The organism is Lutimonas saemankumensis (genome assembly GCF_020171465.1).
In the GTDB taxonomy this organism is placed as follows: Bacteria; Bacteroidota; Bacteroidia; order Flavobacteriales; family Flavobacteriaceae; genus Lutimonas; species Lutimonas saemankumensis.
Genome location: NZ_JAIUZR010000002.1, coordinates 1 through 19,111 on the forward strand (window position 1 = coordinate 1; position 19,111 = coordinate 19,111).

Consider the following 19,111-nt stretch of genomic DNA (forward strand, 5'->3'; position numbering starts at 1 on the left):
ACAGACGGGAGGTGACACTTATCTTTGGAGTACTGGAGAAACGACCCAAAGTATTACGGTCAGTCCCACAAAGACAAAAGGTTATGAGGTAAAGGTAAAATCCGGGGATTGTGAGGATAGTGATGAAGTAAATGTATTTGTTGAATCCTTGATTGAAGAAGAAATTCTTGTTTCAGCCGGGAGTGATAGATCAATATGTGTCGGAGAGACAGTTACATTATCTGCAACCGGAGGTGTCTCCTATAAATGGAGTAATGGTGAGAGTGGTAAAAGTATTGTTGTAAATCCTACCGAAACGACTACTTTTTCTGTTGAAGGAACTGATGGAAGGACAAGTGACACGGCCGATGTTACTGTGTATGTTGAAGATATTAATTTAGATTTAGGACGAAATTTAACCATTAAGCAAGGTGAAGAGGTGAAATTGACCGCATCTGGAGGAGATACATATGAATGGAGTAATGGTGAATCAACGGAGTCAATTGTAATAAGACCAGAGGAGACTATTATAATAAGTGTTACTGCGTTTAAAAATGGTTGTCAAGATTCGGATTCTATACAGATTAGTGTAGAAAAAAACATCGAGGAAATACCTCTCAATCCGTCAATAGAAGTTGAAAAAAACTGGACAATCTGCGTTGGTGAAAAAATTGTTCTCAGCGCTAATGGAAACGGCAGTTTCAAATGGAGTACTGGAGATGAAAAAGCTTCGATTGAGGTGAGTCCAAAAAGAACAACGATTTACACGGTAAGTGCTTCAATTAATGGTAAAACTGTTTTGGAACAAGTTCTTGTTAATGTGGATCAATCATGTGGAGAACAATCAGTAAATAATTTATCCATTCAGGCTCATCCAAATCCTTCATATGGAGAAGTGAATTTTAGGGTAACTGGAATAGAAAAACAATCAGAATTGAAAATTTACGACATTAACGGACGTTTAGTCTTTTTTGATAAAATTTCCGATCTTTTGATATTAAAGCAGATTACATATAACTTATCTGAATTACCAAAAGGAGTCTACATAGTTCATGTCTCAAATTCGATTAAACAAATTACAACCAAAATATTACTAATATAATTCATTCTATAAAGAGCAATATACATCTTAAAAAGTCGTTTATACTTAGAATCTATTTTTAAATTCTCTCTCTACAGTAACTTACCTATTTTACTGTTACTCACAGAATTTATGATTTATAAAGTTGTTATTGAATTAAAGAATGTATTATGTCTTGTAGGATTTTATCATTGAAATTGGTGCTACTTTTCACCGTATGTTTATACGGACAGAACAAGGAGGCTTTTTTATCGAATTTTCGGATTGAATCAAGTAATCCGACAAGAATATATTTCGATGTCTCAGGAGATATTTCAACTTTGACTGTTCAGGGGTTTAAACTTTCTCAAAATACGATTAAGGGAATAAACAGAGTAAACAACTTTTTTGAGGTCACTAAGGCTTTTACTTATTGGGATAATTCCACGATTCGGCTAGAAAATGGTGATGGTACCGTGGAGGATTTTAACTTAGTAGCGATAGAAAACAAGATTCAGCTTTCAGCTAATTTTAATCAAAGCTGGTATGTTGATTCAACTCGAAAATCTTCGGGTGATGGGAAGACACAAAATACTGCTTTTAAAAGTATATCTGAAGCTATTAAAGCTATAACTCAAGGAGGTGCAATTATACATGTAAAAAAAGGAATATATAGAAATGATGAGCTAAGATTATGGAATGCATTGCCAAAGACTTCAAAATCTGAGCCTGTAGTGATTCAAGGTTATAGCGAAATTCCAGGAGATTTGAATGGAATCAGATATTATAAATATGAAAAGGGTAAATCTCTTGATGGATCTGAAGCTCCTTTGATGGAAGGAGGGGATAGATCAAAAGGAACTGGTCTATCATTAGCGGCTAGTGGAGTTACGAACAGAGATTATATCATTGTCAAAAATCTACAATTTCAAAACTTTCGAAAAGGAATTATAAGCAATGGAGGAAGTAACCTTGGATTGGATAATTGTGTCATTAGAAATTCTGGTATTGGGACAAGTGATAATGGAATACATTTCTATTCCGGTCAGAATAATAGAATCACCAATTGTATTTCGATAAATGCGTCAGTTGCTGCTTTTAATATTGGTGGAAGTCACAATTTTGTCGCAAATTGCGAAGCTTATGGAGAGGATTCTGGAGCATTAAAAATGGACTACTATTACTCTGTGAAAGGGAGGAACAATATTTTTTTCAACAATTTATCGAAAAAGATTTTAAATGACGGAAAGGATTGGGAACATGGATTTAGTTTATCTGGAGACATTCAAGGGGAGACAGAATATAATTTGATTCAAGGACATGAGGCTACTGGAGGGGTTAGAGGAGTTGAATTAAGAAGAGGTGGATGCGCATATAATGTAGTTCGAGGATTAAAAGCGTATGACACTGAATTAGGAATTCAAATAAGAGATGGAGCGAATAATAATGTTGTGGAAGATGGTTTGTTTGTTAATGTAAATAAAGGTATTGATTTTTCGGCAACGAAAGAGGCTGGCGACGGGAGCGCATATTACAATATATTGCAAAATCTTGTTATTGTAAATGCAAATTATGTTTTATTTCATAGGGGAAAATCAGAAGAGTACAAGCCTGAAGTTAAGGGAAATAAATTCTTTAACTTAACCATTTTTAATGCTTCCCTTTTTTGGAAAAACTATGAAATATTACCAAAATCATCATCCAACGAATGGATAAATTGTAATATTGTTAATGTTAAGAGTCAAGGATATAAAGTTGGGCAATCATTCTCCAATTCGAACTTTTTTGGAAGTTGGCAATCATTAGTGGGTTCTTCAAATATTTCTGAGGAACCTGGTTTTGTTGACCCGAAAACGAATAATTTTAGACTTAAATCAACCAGTAAGCTTATTGATGCGGGTAAAGATTTGAAATCAGTCAAAACAGATTTTGAAGGTAATCACAGACCCCAGGGTTCCTCTTCGGATATTGGAGCTTTTGAATTTATTGAGAGATTGCAAGGATCCAATAATCTTGATTTGGGTGAAGATCGATATATTTGCAGCGGCGATCAAGTTGAATTAAGCGCTAAAGGAGCTCAAAGTTACTTATGGAATACAGGGGAAACAACATCTAATATCTTTGTGAGTCCAAATAGAACTACAACATATGAAGTTATTGGGTATAATGATGGGATTTCGACATTGGATTCAATAACTGTATTTGTAGATCAGATTCAAGCATCGGCAGGAAATGATGTTTCAATTGATGTTGGGGAGTTGGTAACCTTAACAGCAAGTGGTGGAAATATTTTCTTATGGAGCAATGGGGAAAGAACGAAAAGCATAACTGTAAGTCCAAGTACTACAACCGAGTATACAGTTATTGTTTCAAATGGTAGCTGCGAGGATTTTGACCAAGTCATCGTAACGGTGGACACAAATCAAGAAAAGCCTAAAGCCAATGCAGGACAAGATGTTAGCATCTGCAAAGGAGAATCGATTACCTTGACAGCCTCAGGAGGTGAAAATTATCTTTGGAGTACGAATGAATCAACATCTAGTATTGAAGTAAATCCAACTGAAAATACTGTTTACAATGTAATCGTGTACAATAGTAACGGTTCTGATACTGATAGTGTTAATGTATTTGTGACAGATGTAGTAGCCGATGCAGGAGATGATCGTACAATCGAACCGGGCTCTTCCATTACTCTTGTTGCCTCGGGAGGAGATGAATATATTTGGAGTAATGGCAGTAAATCTAGAGAAATAGAAGTTACGCCACTAGAAACCACAGAATATACAGTTGTAGTGAAAAAAAATGGATGTGAGGATACAGACCAGGTGCTTATAACAGTAGTCGCTCCGGAAATTCAAATATTTTCTGAAACAGGTAAAAATACTCTCTGTTCAGGTGAAAGTACGAATCTATATGTGACAGGTGGAGATAATTATCAATGGAGCACAGGTGAAACAAACTCAAGTATAAATGTGAGCCCGGATGAGTCTACAGTTTACTCAGTGAGAGTTGAGAAAAATGGAGAATATTATTTAGCTCAATATTCAATAAGTGTAATAAACTGTAACCAAAATGGAGTGAATACGAGTTTCAGTGAAGATCTTACAGTTTATCCAAATCCTGGAAAAGAGTTTATTAATATAGCAGTTCAGAATGATGAATCAGAAAGTTTTGATTTAAATATTTTAAATATGGAAGGGAAAATTGTGCATTATGATAAAATTTCACAAAACATATCTGGATTTTCAAAACAAATAGATGTATCGAGGCTTTCTAAAGGGGTGTATTATTTAAGAGTGTATAATGCGAATAATTTAATGGTCAAAAAAGTAATGGTTCTTTGACACTCGTCTTCTCATTAATTTTCGGATAGATTTAGTAGATTGCCATATTTTTTATCCCATTCGGCTGAAACAAAACCGTTAAATCCTCCTGCCGGATGGAATGTGATTTCCCCGAAGTACAGTATTTTATCAACCTCATACCAATCAACTCTGACAAAATCAAAGTTCCTGGCAATTTTCTCTGAATATTTTATCATTTTTTTTAAGTTGAAAGGTTCTTCAACCTCGGAATCTGAGGAATGACCTTTTTTGGTTAAAATGTTCAGAATCTCTCCATCTATGTCTAATTTGTTCCAATCCTTGTCATAAAAAAATCTTAACTGATCTTTCTGATCTCGTTCCGTATCTACCTGAATTAACAAGACCCTCCCGTTAAAACAAAGAAATTTGTAATCATTTGGTATGTTATTATTTTTGTCAAGAAGTAACTTCTCGATTAAAATTCTTGGTTTTATATTTTTATACTGCCATTCTTTATCCACATTATAGTATCGAGTCTTTAATTTTTTTTCAAATCTTGATCTTAATTCTGGGAAATCAAGCTTGGTCTTTGACATAACTATTTGATTTCCTTGAGAATCATGATTTGTCTTAATTATAAATGGGTAATCAGGAAGTCTTTTAGGATGTAAATCTTTCACGTTCTTAGTTGAAAATAACAATGGTACTAAATATTTTTCTCCTATTTCTTCCGATATATATTTACGCACAGCATACTTGTCTGCGCAAATAGTATGAAAATCAGATCTATCATTTAATTTAAGCCATTGTATTTTCTCCGTAAATAATTGAGGATTTTTTAAATTCGGATACTTGCCATTTCTTTTCTTGTACAAGATCGTTATATATAACGAATCTGGAATGAACCTAGATAACCGTATAAAAAGATTTTTAAATTTCATCTAAAATCTGGATTTAATCAGTTGCTTCTATAATTCATGTTCTATTTTCAAAAATACAGAAAGAATTAGTAAAAACTGGATTAAATCGTCCAAAGTTATACTTAAATTGGGATTCAATCGTTATACTATTTTATAAATAATATATTTGACGAATTTAAAAAGTTTATTATAGTTTCCCCTGTTATTATATAGTCTTTTCTTAAAGTTGAAGTATTCTGATTGTCAGTTTAATAGAATCATTGAGCAATCAATTAAACATCAACTATCATAAAATTTCATATTCGACAACAGAGTTAGCCATAATTTGACTTTTTTGAGTCATAAGCAAGTAGGTTCCTTATACCTATCCTGTCATTATTGTGAGTTTTTCTCAAAATCAATTGGGATTGACCATGGCGAAGCCGTTTATATTTATCACATATCTTAGCTTATTTAATAAAATAATTTAATGCTTTTTTTATTAAGTTTAAAAATCACTTTACTAAATTAGACAACAATATATTTTAATCAAAAGAATTAATAAATGAAAAACTTTGCACTTATCGGAGTCGCTGGCTATGTAGCTCACCGTCATCTTAGGGCCATAAAAGAAACAAATAATGATCTTTTGGTTGCCTTGGATAATTTTGATAGTGTTGGGATTATGGATAGTTTTTTCCCCAACGCATCTTTTTTTGTTGAATTTGAAAGGTTTGATAGGCACATTGAAAAATTGAGGCGTAAAAATATTGATTTGGATTTTATCAGTATTTGTACCCCGAACTATTTACATGATTCGCATATTCGAATGGCTTTAAGAAGTGGAGCAAACGCTATTTGTGAAAAACCTTTAGTTCTCAATCCTTGGAATTTGGACGCATTAAAAAACATTGAAAATGAATATGATGGCAAAGTGAATACTATCTTGCAATTAAGACTTCATCCGAGTATTATTAAGCTTAAAGAGAAGATATCTTTAGCATCTGATTCTAAAATTCATGATGTTGATTTGACATATTTAACTTCAAGAGGTAATTGGTATTATACTTCCTGGAAAGGTGATATATCAAAATCTGGTGGAATAGCCTCAAATATAGGCATTCATTTCTACGATATGTTATCTTGGGTATTTGGACCCGTGAAATCAAATATTGTTCATCTCCATACTCACGATAGAGCAGCTGGTTTTCTTGAATTTGAAAAGGCAAGAGTCAGATGGTTTCTTTCAATTAATGATAAATTACTCCCTAAAGATATTCAAGAAAAAGGCCAAAGAACTTATAGGTCTATAACAGTAGACGGAAAGGAAATTGAATTTAGTGATGGCTTTTTCGATCTACATACAAAAAGTTATGAAAAAATTCTTAGTGGAGAAGGTTTTGGAATTGAGGAAGCAAGACAATCAATAAATATTGTTCACCAAATCAGAAATTCTGAGACTCTTCCGCTTCAAGGAGATTTTCATCCTTTAGCAAAGTTTGATCTATCTCCACACCCTTTTCGAAATAAAAAATAAGTTTCCCGATGAAAGTCATTAATTTTCATGAAATAAATTCTGTTTCAGAAGCTAAATGGTTTGAAAAGGTAATTAGTCTTTTGAAATCAAAAGATGCAGTATTATCTTGTGACGACTTGAGAAGCAACATTGAAGCAAATAATTACAAATCAGATGGTTATCTATTGACAGTTGATGATGGTCATGAATCCTTTAGAGAATTTATATTTCCCATAATCAAAAAGTATAATGTACCTATAACATTATTCGTTTCACCTAAAATATGCAAGGAAAAAAAGAATTTTTGGTTTCAAGAAATTAGAGGTTATGACAAAATAGAGTCAAAAAAAATAATTTCTGAAATTATTGATATTGACGCAGAGAAACTCGATAAAATTAATTTCAAATCAATCCTTAAATCTCTTGATATTAATACAATACATGAGTTTATAAGGAGATACAAAAAAATAAACGGAATATCAGAGATTCCACCTCAAAATGTTACTGTTGATGACCTAAGAATTTTTCAAAAATCAAATTTAGTAACAATTGGTGCTCATACGATGAATCATCCGATATTAAAAAATGAGACGGATGAAAATTCTAAATTTGAAATCAAATCCTCTATTGAACAGTTAAGTGATATTCTGAATAAGAATGTACATTATTTTGCTTACCCAAATGGAATCCCTGAAATGGATTATTCAATACGAGAGATGCAAGAGTTGATCGCAAATGGTATCTTAATGGGGTTTTCGACCAAATTTAAGCCAGTTAGTGATAAATTTGGTAAAATGGAAGTCCCAAGAGGGGAAATAACTGATGGACAATTTGGAATTGGAATGAAATTATGGTTATGGGAGTATTGGAGAGAGCTTGTAAATTTGAAAAATGGAGATATTGAGAATGATGACAGAAAAAGGATGATTAATTTAATTGAAAGCAAATAATTTTTTAGAGAATGAGAATATGCTTGGTAATACCGCTATTTGGGAGCGGAGGAGGTCAAAGATTTATTTCTACAATATCAAATTTCTGGAGCGAAGCAGGCCATGAAGTTAGTATCATATCGTTAAGAAAAGGAGATCCTTTTTTTTCATTATCTGGTAATGTGAGTGTACGTTATTTAGATTATGTTGAAATAAAAGAGAAGAGCAAACTTAATAGATTAAGAAGTAGGCTAATGACCTTTTTTAATTTGAGAAATGAAATAAGAAAGGTAAATCCGGATTTTGTTCTAAGTATATTGAGTTCAACTAATGTATTGACTCTATTATCAACAAGGATGTTGGATATCCCCGTTTATGTTAATGATGTAATGAGTCCATATCGTAAACGATCACTGCTCGAAAGAAAAGCGAGAAAGATTCTATATAAAAGAGCAAATGGAATAATAGCTCTAACAGAAGAAGCTAAAATTTTTATAATGAATGAAACAGGTTGCAAGAATGTAATTGTTATCCCTCGTCCTGTAAAAAAAATCAAAGATTATCCCGATATTATTAAAGAGAAAATTATTTTAAGTGTCGGTCGATTACATCCGGATAAGGGGCATAAGTACTTGTTGCAAATATGTAAAAAATTGAATCGAAAGGACTGGAAATTTGTTATTCTGGGAGAAGGAGAATTACAACAGTCGTTAATCGAATTAGCCAATAATTTGGATATTAGAGACCAGATTTTGTTTGTTGGTGCCGTCCAAAACATTGATCCTTGGTTAAGAAAAGCCAGTGTTTTCGCATTCACATCAATTTCAGAAGCATGGGGTAATGCATTAACAGAGTCTATGGCGGCAGGAGTCCCGTCCGTTAGTTTTGATTGCGATGTGGCTCCAAGACATATCATCGAAGATGGCATAAATGGATATATTGTCCCTCTTTTGGATATTGATGCATTCGTTAAAAAGATAGAAATGTTAATCGATGACCCAAGTTTAAGAGATAGAATTTCTAAAAAAGCCAAAACTGATTCTACTAAATACGATTTACGGAATGTGGGTAACTCCATCTTGGATTTTTGCACCATTAGAAAATAATTGAAGTAAATGATTTTTAACGAAACGATAATTAGTGGACTAATAGAGATCTTACCTGAAGAGTATTTGGACCAAAGAGGCTCCTTTTTCAGAACTTATTGCAAAAAAGAATTTGAAGATAATGGTCTAATCAAAGAGTTCGTGCAAATGAATCATTCAATTAATAGTAAAAAAGGTACATTTAGAGGCTTCCACTATCAAATTGGACCTAATAGAGATTGTAAGCTTATTAGGTGTATAGCAGGGTCGGCTTTGGACATTTTAGTTGACTTGAGAAGAAATTCTGAAACATTCTTAAAAAATGTTCAGATCGAAATATCCGAAGAGAATAAAAAGCTTCTATATGTGCCTGAAGGTGTTGCTCATGGATTTATTACTTTGAAGGGCAATACCCAATTGTTATATAACCATACTGCATATTATAATCCTGAATTTGAAGGTTCAGTCAATTTTAAAGACCCTTTAATTGGGATTAAGTTACCAATGGAACCTGAAGTAATCTCTTACAAAGATGCTTCAACTCCATTTTTAACTCAAGATTTTTGTGGAATTTAATCTAAAACTAAATGATTTCTGTTTTGATTCTCTCATCTGATGGATATTCCGATTGCTGGGATCCATTTTTTAAACTCTTGAATAAAAATTTTCCAGAATCTCGAGATTACGAAATTTTATTAAGTACAAATTCAAAATCTTATAATCATTCCGACTTACCGGTTCGAATAATTAACCATAAGGCTGGCACAGCCTGGAGTAAAAGATTCAAGGATAGTGTCAGGCAAGCCTCTTATGATATTATTTTACTTCTTGTTGAAGATGATTTTTTAAGGTCTAGAATTGACTCAATATTGTTGAATGATTTTGTTTCATTGATGAAAGCTAGTGAGGAAATTGCTCACATAAGGCTTCTATCTACTTTTGATAGGACAAAAATGAAGTCTTCGATCTATGATAATTTAGAAGAGATACAAACAAGAACTAAATTGAGATTAACTTTTTTACCTGGTTTATGGAGGAAAAATATTCTATTGAAATATTTAGTTGAGTATGAATCTCCTTTCATGGCAGAAAAAATTGCCGATTTTAAATCTTGGTATTATAGAGATACATTTTTAGCTGTATCAAGAGACTATGTCGAAAAAAATGGACAGTTTTACGATGGAATGCCAAGCGGTGGTTTATTTCGAGGGAAATGGGCTGATTGGGTTGTTGACGTTTTTGAAGAAAATGAAATAAATATTGATTATAGTATCAGGGGATTTGCGACTAATGAGTTTAGGAAGACAACCCGATTAAAATCAAGAATTCAAATGTTGAAAAGTCCAATTACAACTATGCGATCATTTTTAAGCCTTTTTCTGGTAATAATCAAAACTAAATTATTCAAAAAATATTAACTGAATACAATAAATTATGAAATGTAGACATTGTAGTGAAAAATTGAATAATGTATTTGTGGATTTGGGATTCTCCCCAATCTCCAATGATATGTTAAAAGAAGATCAATTGAATCTCATGGAAAGCTATTATCCCCTGAAGGTTTATGTTTGTCATAAATGCTATCTGGTACAATTAGATGAGTTCAAAAAGGCTGAAGAATTATTTTCAAGCGATTACACTTATTTCTCGTCCTTCTCAAAGACATGGATTGAACATACACGAGCGTATGTTCAAATGATGATCGAAAGGTTTCATTTCAATTCCGATTCGTTGGTAGTAGAAATTGCATCAAATGATGGTTGTTTACTTAAGAATTTTGTTGAAAAAGAGATACCCGTTCTTGGAATCGAACCAACTGCAAATACAGCTAAAAGGGCTATTGAAAATGGTGTAGAGTCCATAGTTGAGTTTTTTTCAACGGAATTAGCCAAAAAGGAATTTGTGGATAAAGAAAGAGGGGCTAGTTTAATAGTTGGAAATAATGTTCTTGCTCATGTACCCGATATTAACGACTTTGTATATGGGATGAAGCAGGCATTGGATTCGGATGGTATAATTACTATGGAATTTCCCCACCTCTCAAATCTTATCAAGGATTGCCAGTTTGATACAATTTATCACGAGCATTTCTCATACCTTTCATTAATCGCAGTAAAAAATATTTTTAAAAAATTCGATTTAGAAATTTTTGATGTAGATGAAATTAGCACTCACGGAGGTTCTTTAAGGATATATGCGAAACATAAAGAATGTCAAAAACATAAAATTTCTGAGGAGGTGAATCGAATTATTGAAAGAGAAATTAAAGAAGGGTTAACCCAAATGAATTTTTACAAAGGATTTATGAGTAGAGTTAATCGAATTAAAAATAATGCACTTCGGTTCTTGATTGATGCGGAAAATTATGGTCAATCTGTTGCAGCATACGGCGCTGCATCAAAGGGTAACACTTTAATAAATTATTGTGGCCTGAAGGGAAATGATTTGATAAAATTTGTTGTGGATGCATCTCCTTATAAACAGAATAAATTTTTACCGGGAAGTCATATTCCTGTTGTTGATGAGTCCAGATTGAAGGAAGAGAAGCCAGATTATGTGATAATATTACCATGGAATTTGACCACTGAAATTGAAACTCAATTAGATTACATTAAAAATTGGGGTGGTAAACTAGTTACTTTCATCCCTGAACTCAGAATATTTTAGATTCAAAACAAAACATTGACATTATGGGCAAGGGCGTTTTTATGTATAATCTTATTAAAGAACTTTTTCCATTTTGCCGAAGCATTACAGGCCAAGGAGTTCGAGATACACTTTCTACGATTAGTAAATATATTCCAATTGAAATTGTAGAGGTAAAAAGTGGAACAAAAGTCCTTGATTGGATTGTGCCTCTTGAGTGGAATATTAGAGAAGCCTGGGTGAAAAACAGCAGTGGAAAGAAAGTTATTGATTTCAATAAGTCAAATTTGCATATTTTAAATTACAGTATACCTATGCAAGCTGAAATGTCTTTGGAACAATTAAGAGATCATATTTATACTATTCCGGAGAAGCCCGATTGGATTCCATATAGGACTTCTTATCATGATGAAAATTGGGGCTTTTGCATGACCCATAATGATTTTTTAGAACTTGAAGATGATAAATACAAAATTAATATTGACTCAACTTTAAAGAAGGGAGTATTATCATATGGAGAATTTTTTATTGAAGGAAATATTCCCAATGAGGTTTTAATTACTACACATATTTGTCACCCTTCAATGGCCAATGATAATTTATCAGGAATAAGTGTTGCAGTAGCACTTGCAGAATATCTTTCCAAGCGAGAAAATTATTACTCCTACAGGTTTTTATTTATTCCTGGAACCATAGGTTCTATTACATGGTTGAGTAAGAATCGAGAAAAGGTGGGTCAAATTGAACACGGATTGGTTTTAACTTTGTTGGGAGATTCCTCAAATTTTAATTATAAGAAGTCTAGAAAAGGCAATCAAATGATTGATAAAATAGTGGAGAATTGTCTTAAAAATAATTATAAATCCTATGGAATTATTGATTTTTATCCCTACGGATATGACGAAAGACAATTTTGTTCTCCAGGATTTGATCTTCCCGTAGGTAGACTATCTCGTGCTTGTCATGGGGAATTTGAGGAATACCATACTTCAGGGGATAATCTAGATTTTGTCAACGAAAAAAACCTTGATGAATCTCTACATTTAATTAAAAAAATCGTGAATACGATAGAAGGAAATTTCTATTTCAATAATTTATTCCCATATGGAGAACCTCAATTAGGAAAAAGAGGGTTATTCAAAAAGGTTGGAGGTGAAAGTAAATCTAAAAGTTTTGAGATGGCGCTTCTTTGGGTTCTGAATCAATCGGATTCAACTAAATGTTTATTAGATATTTCTGATATATCAGGGATTTCTTTTGAAGTTGTAAAAAAGGCAGCGGAAGAGTTGGAATCAGCTGGATTAATAGAGAAAATATAAATTTTATGAATTTCAAGAATTCAAAAATTATTGTAACTGGAGCATCTGGTTTTATTGGTTCTGTTCTAGTTGAAAAATTATTAGACCATGGAGCAATGGTTTATGCTGTCTCAAGAAGTTATAAGAAGTTGGATAATTCGATTACTTGGAAAATTGGTAATCTAACAGACAGAGATTTTGTATTTGATTTAGTCGATTCAATTCAACCTGATTATTTTTTTCATCTTGCAAGTCATGTAGTTGGTTCAAGAAGTAGGGAGTATGTGAAATCAACATTTGAAGACAATTTGATTTCCACTGTTAATATACTTGAAGCTCTGTGTGATTCAAAATGTAAGAGAGTAATAATTACAGGGTCCTTAGAGGAAGGAAAAGCAGGTCAGAAACCCATTGTACCCAGCTCACCCTATGCAGCTTCAAAAATTGCGGCCTCTAATTATGCAAGAATGTTTCATGAATTATATGGATTGCCTGTCTCTATTGCTACTCTTTATATGGTATATGGACCAGGCCAAAAGGATCTTAAAAAATTAGTTCCTTATACTATATTAAATATGATGAAAGGCAATATTCCAAATATATCCAGTGGGGTGAGAGAGATTGATTGGATTTATGTTGAAGACGTTGCAGAAGCTTTGATTTGCATGTCAAGAGCACCAAAAATTGAAGGTAAATCAATTGACATAGGTTCTGGACAACTAATTTCGATAAAGGATTTTATTTTAAAATTAACGAACCTAATGAACCCAAACCTAATACCAAAATTTGGAGCTGTTAAAGACAGGAAAATGGAACAAGTCAGAAAAGCTAACACTGATATGACTTATAAACTTTTAGGATGGAAAGCTAAAACTAATTTGGAAACAGGCTTATTGAAAACAATTAATTTTTATAAAAATATTTAAATAATTTAAAAATATGAAAGTAGTAATTTTAGCAGGGGGTCTTGGTTCCAGATTGGGAAATGTCACAGAATTAATTCCTAAGCCAATGGTGGAGGTAGGAGGAAAACCAATACTATGGCATATTATGAAAATTTACTCATATTATGGGTATAATGAGTTTGTTATTGCCCTGGGGTACAAGGCCAACGTAATAAAGAATTATTTTATTAACCTTCAACATTACAATTGTGATCTAACTTTAAATACTAAAACAGGAGAAATCATTTTCAACAATGACGATAGTGAAGACTGGAAGGTGACTCTTGTTGATACTGGGGTAAATACTTTAAAGGGAGGCAGAATTAAGAGATTAGAAAAGTATTTAGATGATGTGAATTTTTTGACCTATGGTGATGGGGTTGCAAATTTAAATATTGATCAACTACTGAATTTTCATCAAAGTCACGGGAAGGTTATAACTATTTCAGGTGTAAAACCACCTTCCAGATTCGGAGAACTGGTCGAAAAGGAAGGTAAAGTAATATCGTTTGAAGAAAAACCTCAAGCTAGTAAAGGTCTCATCAATGGAGGATTTATGATCTTTAACAAGGCCTTACTTGAAAAACTAACAGTAAACGAGGACTGTGATTTTGAATTTGGACCATTAGAAGAATTGGCAAGTCAGGGAGAAGTGATGACTTACAAACACGATGGTTTTTGGGAGTGTGCTGATACGATAAGAGATGTAAATCATTTAAATAGACTTTGGTCCACTGGAAAAGCAAAATGGAAATTATGGGATTGAAAGAATTAAAAAAATATTATCAAGGAAAGAAAGTTCTTGTAACAGGCCATACTGGCTTTAAGGGCTCCTGGTTAGTAATTTGGTTGTTGGATTTGGGGGCAGATGTAATCGGATTTTCTTTAGAAGAATTATCTGAAAAAGATAATTATAGATTATCTGGAATTTCTCATCGAATAAAGGATCTCAGGGGTGATATTCGAGACCTTTCGAAAATTAAAGAAGTATTTGAGGCGGAAAAACCGGAAATAGTTTTTCACCTAGCAGCGCAATCATTAGTTATTGAAGGTTATAATAATCCGATTTACACGTATGAAACTAACGTTATGGGCACTGTAAATATGCTTGAAGCGATTAGGCTGTGCGAAAGTATTCAAACAGCTATATTTGTTACTACGGACAAGGTATATGAAAATAATGAGTGGATATGGCCCTATAGAGAAAATGAACCTATGGGAGGGTATGATCCATATAGTTCAAGTAAAGGTGCATCAGAGTTGGTTATTGCATCCTATCGACATAGCTTTTTTAATCCTTCTGATTATGAAGATCATGGGAAATCGATTGCGTCAGTTAGAGCTGGTAATGTAATAGGGGGAGGTGACTGGAATAAAAACAGGATTGTACCAGATTGCATTAATGCAATTGAAAATGATGAGATGATCAAGGTTAGAAACCCAAATGCTGTTAGGCCATGGCAACATGTTCTAGAACCACTTGGAGGCTATTTGATTTTGGGTATGGAAATGATGAAAGATCCTGAAAAATATAGCGAAGCCTGGAATTTTGGCCCGGAGGTTGCAAATATGATCAAAGTCTCAACCTTGGTGGATGAAATAGTCAATCAATATGGAAAGGGAAACTGGAAAGATGAATCGATTAGAAATGCACCTCATGAGGCAAATTTTCTTTCTTTGGATATCAATAAGGTAAAGTATCGCCTAAATTGGAATCCTCTTCTATCTTTTGAGGAAACCATTAGTTACACAGTTGATTGGTATAAAAATTATAAGACAACTAATGTCTTTTCTCTGTGTCAGAGTCAGATTAAGGAATACACTAATCGTTTAGGATAATATAGAAAATTAACAGCTTAATGAAGATCTTTATTGTTGGATACTCTTGCTAATAAATATAATCGACAGTTAATTAGAATAATATCTATTGGTCCATTTGTTGCATTTGTAATGTATATATATTTGGGGTATATGGATTTTTTTAAGGTAATGACGCTTTTAGCGTACATTGGAACCATTCTTGTATTACTTTACAAAGGAAGATCAAAATCTCTCAAACTTCCGGCTTATCTGGTTTTTTATTTTTTATTCATTTGTTACGATTTTTTTTCTACGATGGAAATATTGGGTAGGGAATTCAAAACAATATGGTTATTTTCGAACAAAATGATCGGTGGGTTACTTTTTATGTTTATCATTGAAAACATTGATATTCCAAAGAAATATTTTAAACAAATTTTGAAGATTAGCAAAATTGTTTTATTTATTGCTTTCGCGGTTATACTTATTCAACAGGTTATCAATCCTAATTTTTTTATCCGAACTGATTTGATCAATTTAGAACATTCAAGAACTAGTGATGAGGATCGGTTATTATCAATTTATTCCTGGCTGGATTTATTGGCTATCGGATTTAGTTTTGTTCCAGTTTTTATCCTTGTCATTGAAGAAAACTTAAGGCACAAAAAATCGACGGTTCTTTGGTTAATCGCTGGTTTGATATTTTCTTTATTGTGTAAGTCCAGATGGGTAATGGTGAACACAATGTTGGTTGGCATTATTTATATGATTTATAGCAAGAATCTGGGATTGTTAGTATTTAGGTTGTTGATTTTAGCCCCATTGCTGTTTACACTTTTAGTTTACTCGCTTAAACCCTTTAACATCAATATTGATGGAATTATTATGGATAGAGTATTTGAAAAAAGAAAAGGAGGGTTAATGAGTGGTTCAGCAAGCACAAGAATTCTGGCTTTCAAGGCCTTTGATGCGTTATACTGGCAAGGAGATCCAGTTTTTGGAAAAGGAAATATTAAGTATGGTATGGGAGGAAGCGGAGAACAGGATTACAAACTTAGAAGATTTCTTGGAGGGCATTCTTCTCAAATTCATGTTGGATATCTTTCATTATTTTACATGTATGGAATTGTGGGTGGAGCGGCATTTATTATGTTTTTAATACTACTTTTTAAGAGATTATATCAAGATGCAAAAATCACAAAAGCTTGGGCTCCAATGGTTGGAATGCTGGGTTTTGCAGTTGCAAATTTGACTTTAGTATGGTTCTCAGTTTTCGAAATGGGATTTATTATCGTTCTTTTAGCCAATAAATATTACAAACAAGAATTGAAGGCAGATTATGCTTTATAGAAAAATTTCAAATATTTTTAAGGGACATGAGAGGACGGTGAAGGCAAGAAAGAACATTTTCACTTCTTTTGCTATCAAAGGGATGAGCATAATAGTGGGATTTTTGCTCATTAGAGTTACTTTAAATTATTTGAATCAGACGGAATATGGAATTTGGATTACTCTTACTTCATTTATTTCCTGGTTTACATTTTTCGAAATAGGATTAGGAAATGGATTAAAGAATAAACTTGCCGAATCATTAGCGAAAAATGATAATAAGATGGCTAGAATTTACGTGAGTACAACTTATGCCATATTGAGTATGGTCATTGGTTTAATTGCAGTAATATTCTTTTTTGCTAATTTCTTTATTGACTGGACAATAATATTAAATACCGGTAAAGAATTGGGTCCAACTTTGACGAATTTGGCTCTAATAGTTTTTGGTTTTTTCTTTATGCGTTTCGTTCTGAAGTTGATAGGAACTATTTTGAGAGCCGATCAACGACCTGCAATTGCAGGAGCATTTGGCCCGATCGGTAACTTGATCAAATTAATTGTAATCTATATTCTCACCTTATATACCGAGGGATCTTTATTATATTTAGGCTGGGTACTTAGTATTGTTCCTACTTTAGTTTTAATATTCGCAACGGTCTATTTTTACAATTCTGATTACAAACATATTGCTCCTTCCATAAATCATATTGAATTCAAATATGCCAAAGACTTATTGAACCTAGGATTTAAGTTTTTCTTGATTCAGATTTCAGCTCTCGTAATGTTTCAATCCTCGAATATAATCATAGCCCAGTATTATGGCCCTGAAGAAGTTACTCCTTACAACCTTGCGTACAAGTTATTTTCAATGATCAATATGGTATTTGCAATTATTGTTGCCCCATTTTGGGCAGCATTCACTGAGGCGTGGGTGAAAATGGATCTAAATTGGGTAAAAAAAACGGTTCGGAATCTGTTTTATATATGGATGGGACTTGTATTTATATCATTATTTTTGTATTTAATTTCAGATACTTTTTTTGATGTTTGGTTAGGAACGGAAAAAATGAAATCTATAAATATCACTGATAGACTTAAAATTTCATTGATAATTTATTTCCTATTGTTTACGTTTGGAAGTGTTTTTAACATGTTCATCAATGGCGTGGGAAAATTACAAGTTCAGATGTATTCATTATTAATTGGAGCTACAATTTTCATTCCAATAACAATATTTTTTATCAAAATTCTGCATTGGGGAATAGAAAGTGTTGTTATCGCATCAATAGTATCAAATTTTTATTCTCCTTTTGTAGCACCTTTTCATTATTATAAATTAATTAATAATAGAGCTCATGGCATTTGGAATAAATAAAAAGTATTTTTCATTCATATTGAGGCCCTACCTTTTTAATGCCCACTTAAAAAGGTCAAAACTCCTGAAGAAATTTAAAAAAGAAAATTTATCTCTGGACTATTTCGTAACTATAACTAATTCTCGAATAGGAAATTTTAATCACTTTGGTGATGAAGTACAATTGATCAACTCCGAAATTGGAGATCACAGTTATGTCAATTCAAATACGAGAATTACACATTCAATTATTGGAAAATATTGTTCCATAGGATCAAATGTTACATTGGGTATGGGAATTCATCCAACGGATTTAGTGTCTACACATCCTGCGTTTTATTCCAATAAGAAATCTTTTAAAACTTTCGCGGATTCAAATTTTGTTGAAGAATATAGTCCTATCATCTTAGGTAACGATGTTTGGATAGGAAGTAATTCAATCATTATGGGCGGGGTGAAAATTGGAAATGGAGCCATTATTGCTGCCGGTGCGGTGGTTACAAAAGACGTAAAACCTTATGAAATTGTCGGGGGAATTCCTGCAAAGCACATAAAAATGAGGCTTGATCCAATAGTTATTCAAAAGTTAGAAAAGATTAAATGGTGGGATTTCGAGGAGTCGTGGATCGAGGAGAACTATAAACTGTTTTTGGATAAAGAAAAATTTTTAGACTTATTTAATGATGAAAAGTAAAAAGATTCATGACACTATCTTTCATAGAATTTATCATAATTTTAAATTTAATCTTTTAAATAGACTTTAATTTTGAAAGTTAAATCAAGAAATAAAAGATTAAATCTTGTTCATGTAGGAGCATCGGGATTTCCCAAACTCAAAACAGCATCTGTTAATAGATATTTTAACCTTTATAGTATGCTCCCAAAAGACAAGTTTTCTTTCACCTTGATTAGTAATCGTTCATTAAACAGATCGCAAGATACTGAATGGATACAGAATAAAGGT

16 protein-coding genes are annotated in these 19,111 nt (G+C 32.6%); 15 read left to right on the plus strand and 1 reads right to left on the minus strand.

Going from position 1 to position 19,111, the window contains the following annotated elements:
* The coding region (locus tag LCM02_RS01200; protein ID WP_224926487.1) for a T9SS type A sorting domain-containing protein at window positions 1-1,081 on the plus strand (1,081 nt) is incomplete at its 5' end.
* A 149-nt stretch (window positions 1,082-1,230) separates the two neighbouring features.
* Window positions 1,231-4,383 (plus strand): T9SS type A sorting domain-containing protein, encoded by a 3,153-nt coding sequence (locus LCM02_RS01205; protein WP_224926488.1) that lies wholly within the window; start codon window positions 1,231-1,233, stop codon window positions 4,381-4,383.
* 14 nt (window positions 4,384-4,397) lie between these two features.
* Here LCM02_RS01205 and LCM02_RS01210 read toward each other — a convergent pair whose 3' ends face one another.
* Complete coding sequence (locus tag LCM02_RS01210; protein WP_224926489.1) at window positions 4,398-5,219, minus strand: ATP-grasp fold amidoligase family protein; 822 nt, start codon at window positions 5,217-5,219, stop codon at window positions 4,398-4,400.
* A 589-nt stretch (window positions 5,220-5,808) separates the two neighbouring features.
* Between LCM02_RS01210 and LCM02_RS01215 the strand changes: the two genes are divergently transcribed.
* The 13 genes from LCM02_RS01215 to LCM02_RS01275 all read left to right on the plus strand — a co-directional run bounded on the left by LCM02_RS01215 (window position 5,809) and on the right by LCM02_RS01275 (window position 18,841).
* Complete coding sequence (locus LCM02_RS01215) at window positions 5,809-6,780, plus strand: Gfo/Idh/MocA family protein (RefSeq protein ID WP_224926490.1); 972 nt, start codon at window positions 5,809-5,811, stop codon at window positions 6,778-6,780.
* A gap of 8 nt (window positions 6,781-6,788) precedes the next feature.
* A complete protein-coding gene (locus LCM02_RS01220; protein ID WP_224926491.1) occupies window positions 6,789-7,709 on the plus strand; it encodes a polysaccharide deacetylase family protein in 921 nt (306 codons plus the stop codon).
* A gap of 11 nt (window positions 7,710-7,720) precedes the next feature.
* Window positions 7,721-8,794, plus strand: a complete 1,074-nt coding sequence (locus LCM02_RS01225) for a glycosyltransferase (protein WP_224926492.1) — start codon at window positions 7,721-7,723, stop codon at window positions 8,792-8,794.
* Between the two features lie 9 nt (window positions 8,795-8,803).
* Complete coding sequence (gene rfbC / locus LCM02_RS01230; protein WP_224926493.1) at window positions 8,804-9,349, plus strand: dTDP-4-dehydrorhamnose 3,5-epimerase; 546 nt, start codon at window positions 8,804-8,806, stop codon at window positions 9,347-9,349.
* A gap of 11 nt (window positions 9,350-9,360) precedes the next feature.
* Window positions 9,361-10,191 (plus strand): hypothetical protein, encoded by an 831-nt coding sequence (locus tag LCM02_RS01235; protein ID WP_224926494.1) that lies wholly within the window; start codon window positions 9,361-9,363, stop codon window positions 10,189-10,191.
* 16 nt (window positions 10,192-10,207) lie between these two features.
* Entirely contained in the window at window positions 10,208-11,440 is a 1,233-nt protein-coding gene (locus tag LCM02_RS01240) for a class I SAM-dependent methyltransferase (RefSeq protein WP_224926495.1), read from the plus strand.
* Between the two features lie 41 nt (window positions 11,441-11,481).
* Window positions 11,482-12,738, plus strand: a complete 1,257-nt coding sequence (locus tag LCM02_RS01245) for a DUF4910 domain-containing protein (RefSeq protein ID WP_224926496.1) — start codon at window positions 11,482-11,484, stop codon at window positions 12,736-12,738.
* 5 nt (window positions 12,739-12,743) lie between these two features.
* A complete protein-coding gene (locus tag LCM02_RS01250) occupies window positions 12,744-13,643 on the plus strand; it encodes an NAD-dependent epimerase/dehydratase family protein (RefSeq protein ID WP_224926497.1) in 900 nt (299 codons plus the stop codon).
* Window positions 13,644-13,656: 13 nt separating this feature from the next.
* Window positions 13,657-14,427 carry a glucose-1-phosphate cytidylyltransferase gene (gene rfbF / locus LCM02_RS01255; protein ID WP_224926498.1) on the plus strand — a complete coding sequence of 257 codons (771 nt, stop codon included), beginning with the start codon at window positions 13,657-13,659 and terminating at the stop codon, window positions 14,425-14,427.
* Window positions 14,418-15,500, plus strand: a complete 1,083-nt coding sequence (gene rfbG / locus LCM02_RS01260; protein ID WP_224926499.1) for a CDP-glucose 4,6-dehydratase — start codon at window positions 14,418-14,420, stop codon at window positions 15,498-15,500. The genes rfbF and rfbG overlap by 10 nt, the downstream gene beginning before the upstream one ends.
* A gap of 348 nt (window positions 15,501-15,848) precedes the next feature.
* Window positions 15,849-16,811: an O-antigen ligase family protein gene (locus LCM02_RS01265; protein WP_224926500.1), complete on the plus strand. Its 963-nt coding sequence runs from the start codon at window positions 15,849-15,851 to the stop codon at window positions 16,809-16,811.
* On the plus strand, window positions 16,801-18,168 hold the full coding sequence (locus LCM02_RS01270) for a lipopolysaccharide biosynthesis protein (RefSeq protein ID WP_224926501.1): 1,368 nt from the start codon (window positions 16,801-16,803) through the stop codon (window positions 18,166-18,168). Before LCM02_RS01265 ends, LCM02_RS01270 begins: the two co-directional genes overlap by 11 nt.
* Window positions 18,149-18,841, plus strand: coding sequence for a CatB-related O-acetyltransferase (locus LCM02_RS01275; RefSeq protein WP_224926502.1), 693 nt, complete (start codon window positions 18,149-18,151; stop codon window positions 18,839-18,841). The genes LCM02_RS01270 and LCM02_RS01275 overlap by 20 nt, the downstream gene beginning before the upstream one ends.
* The last annotated feature ends 270 nt before the right edge of the window (window positions 18,842-19,111 follow it).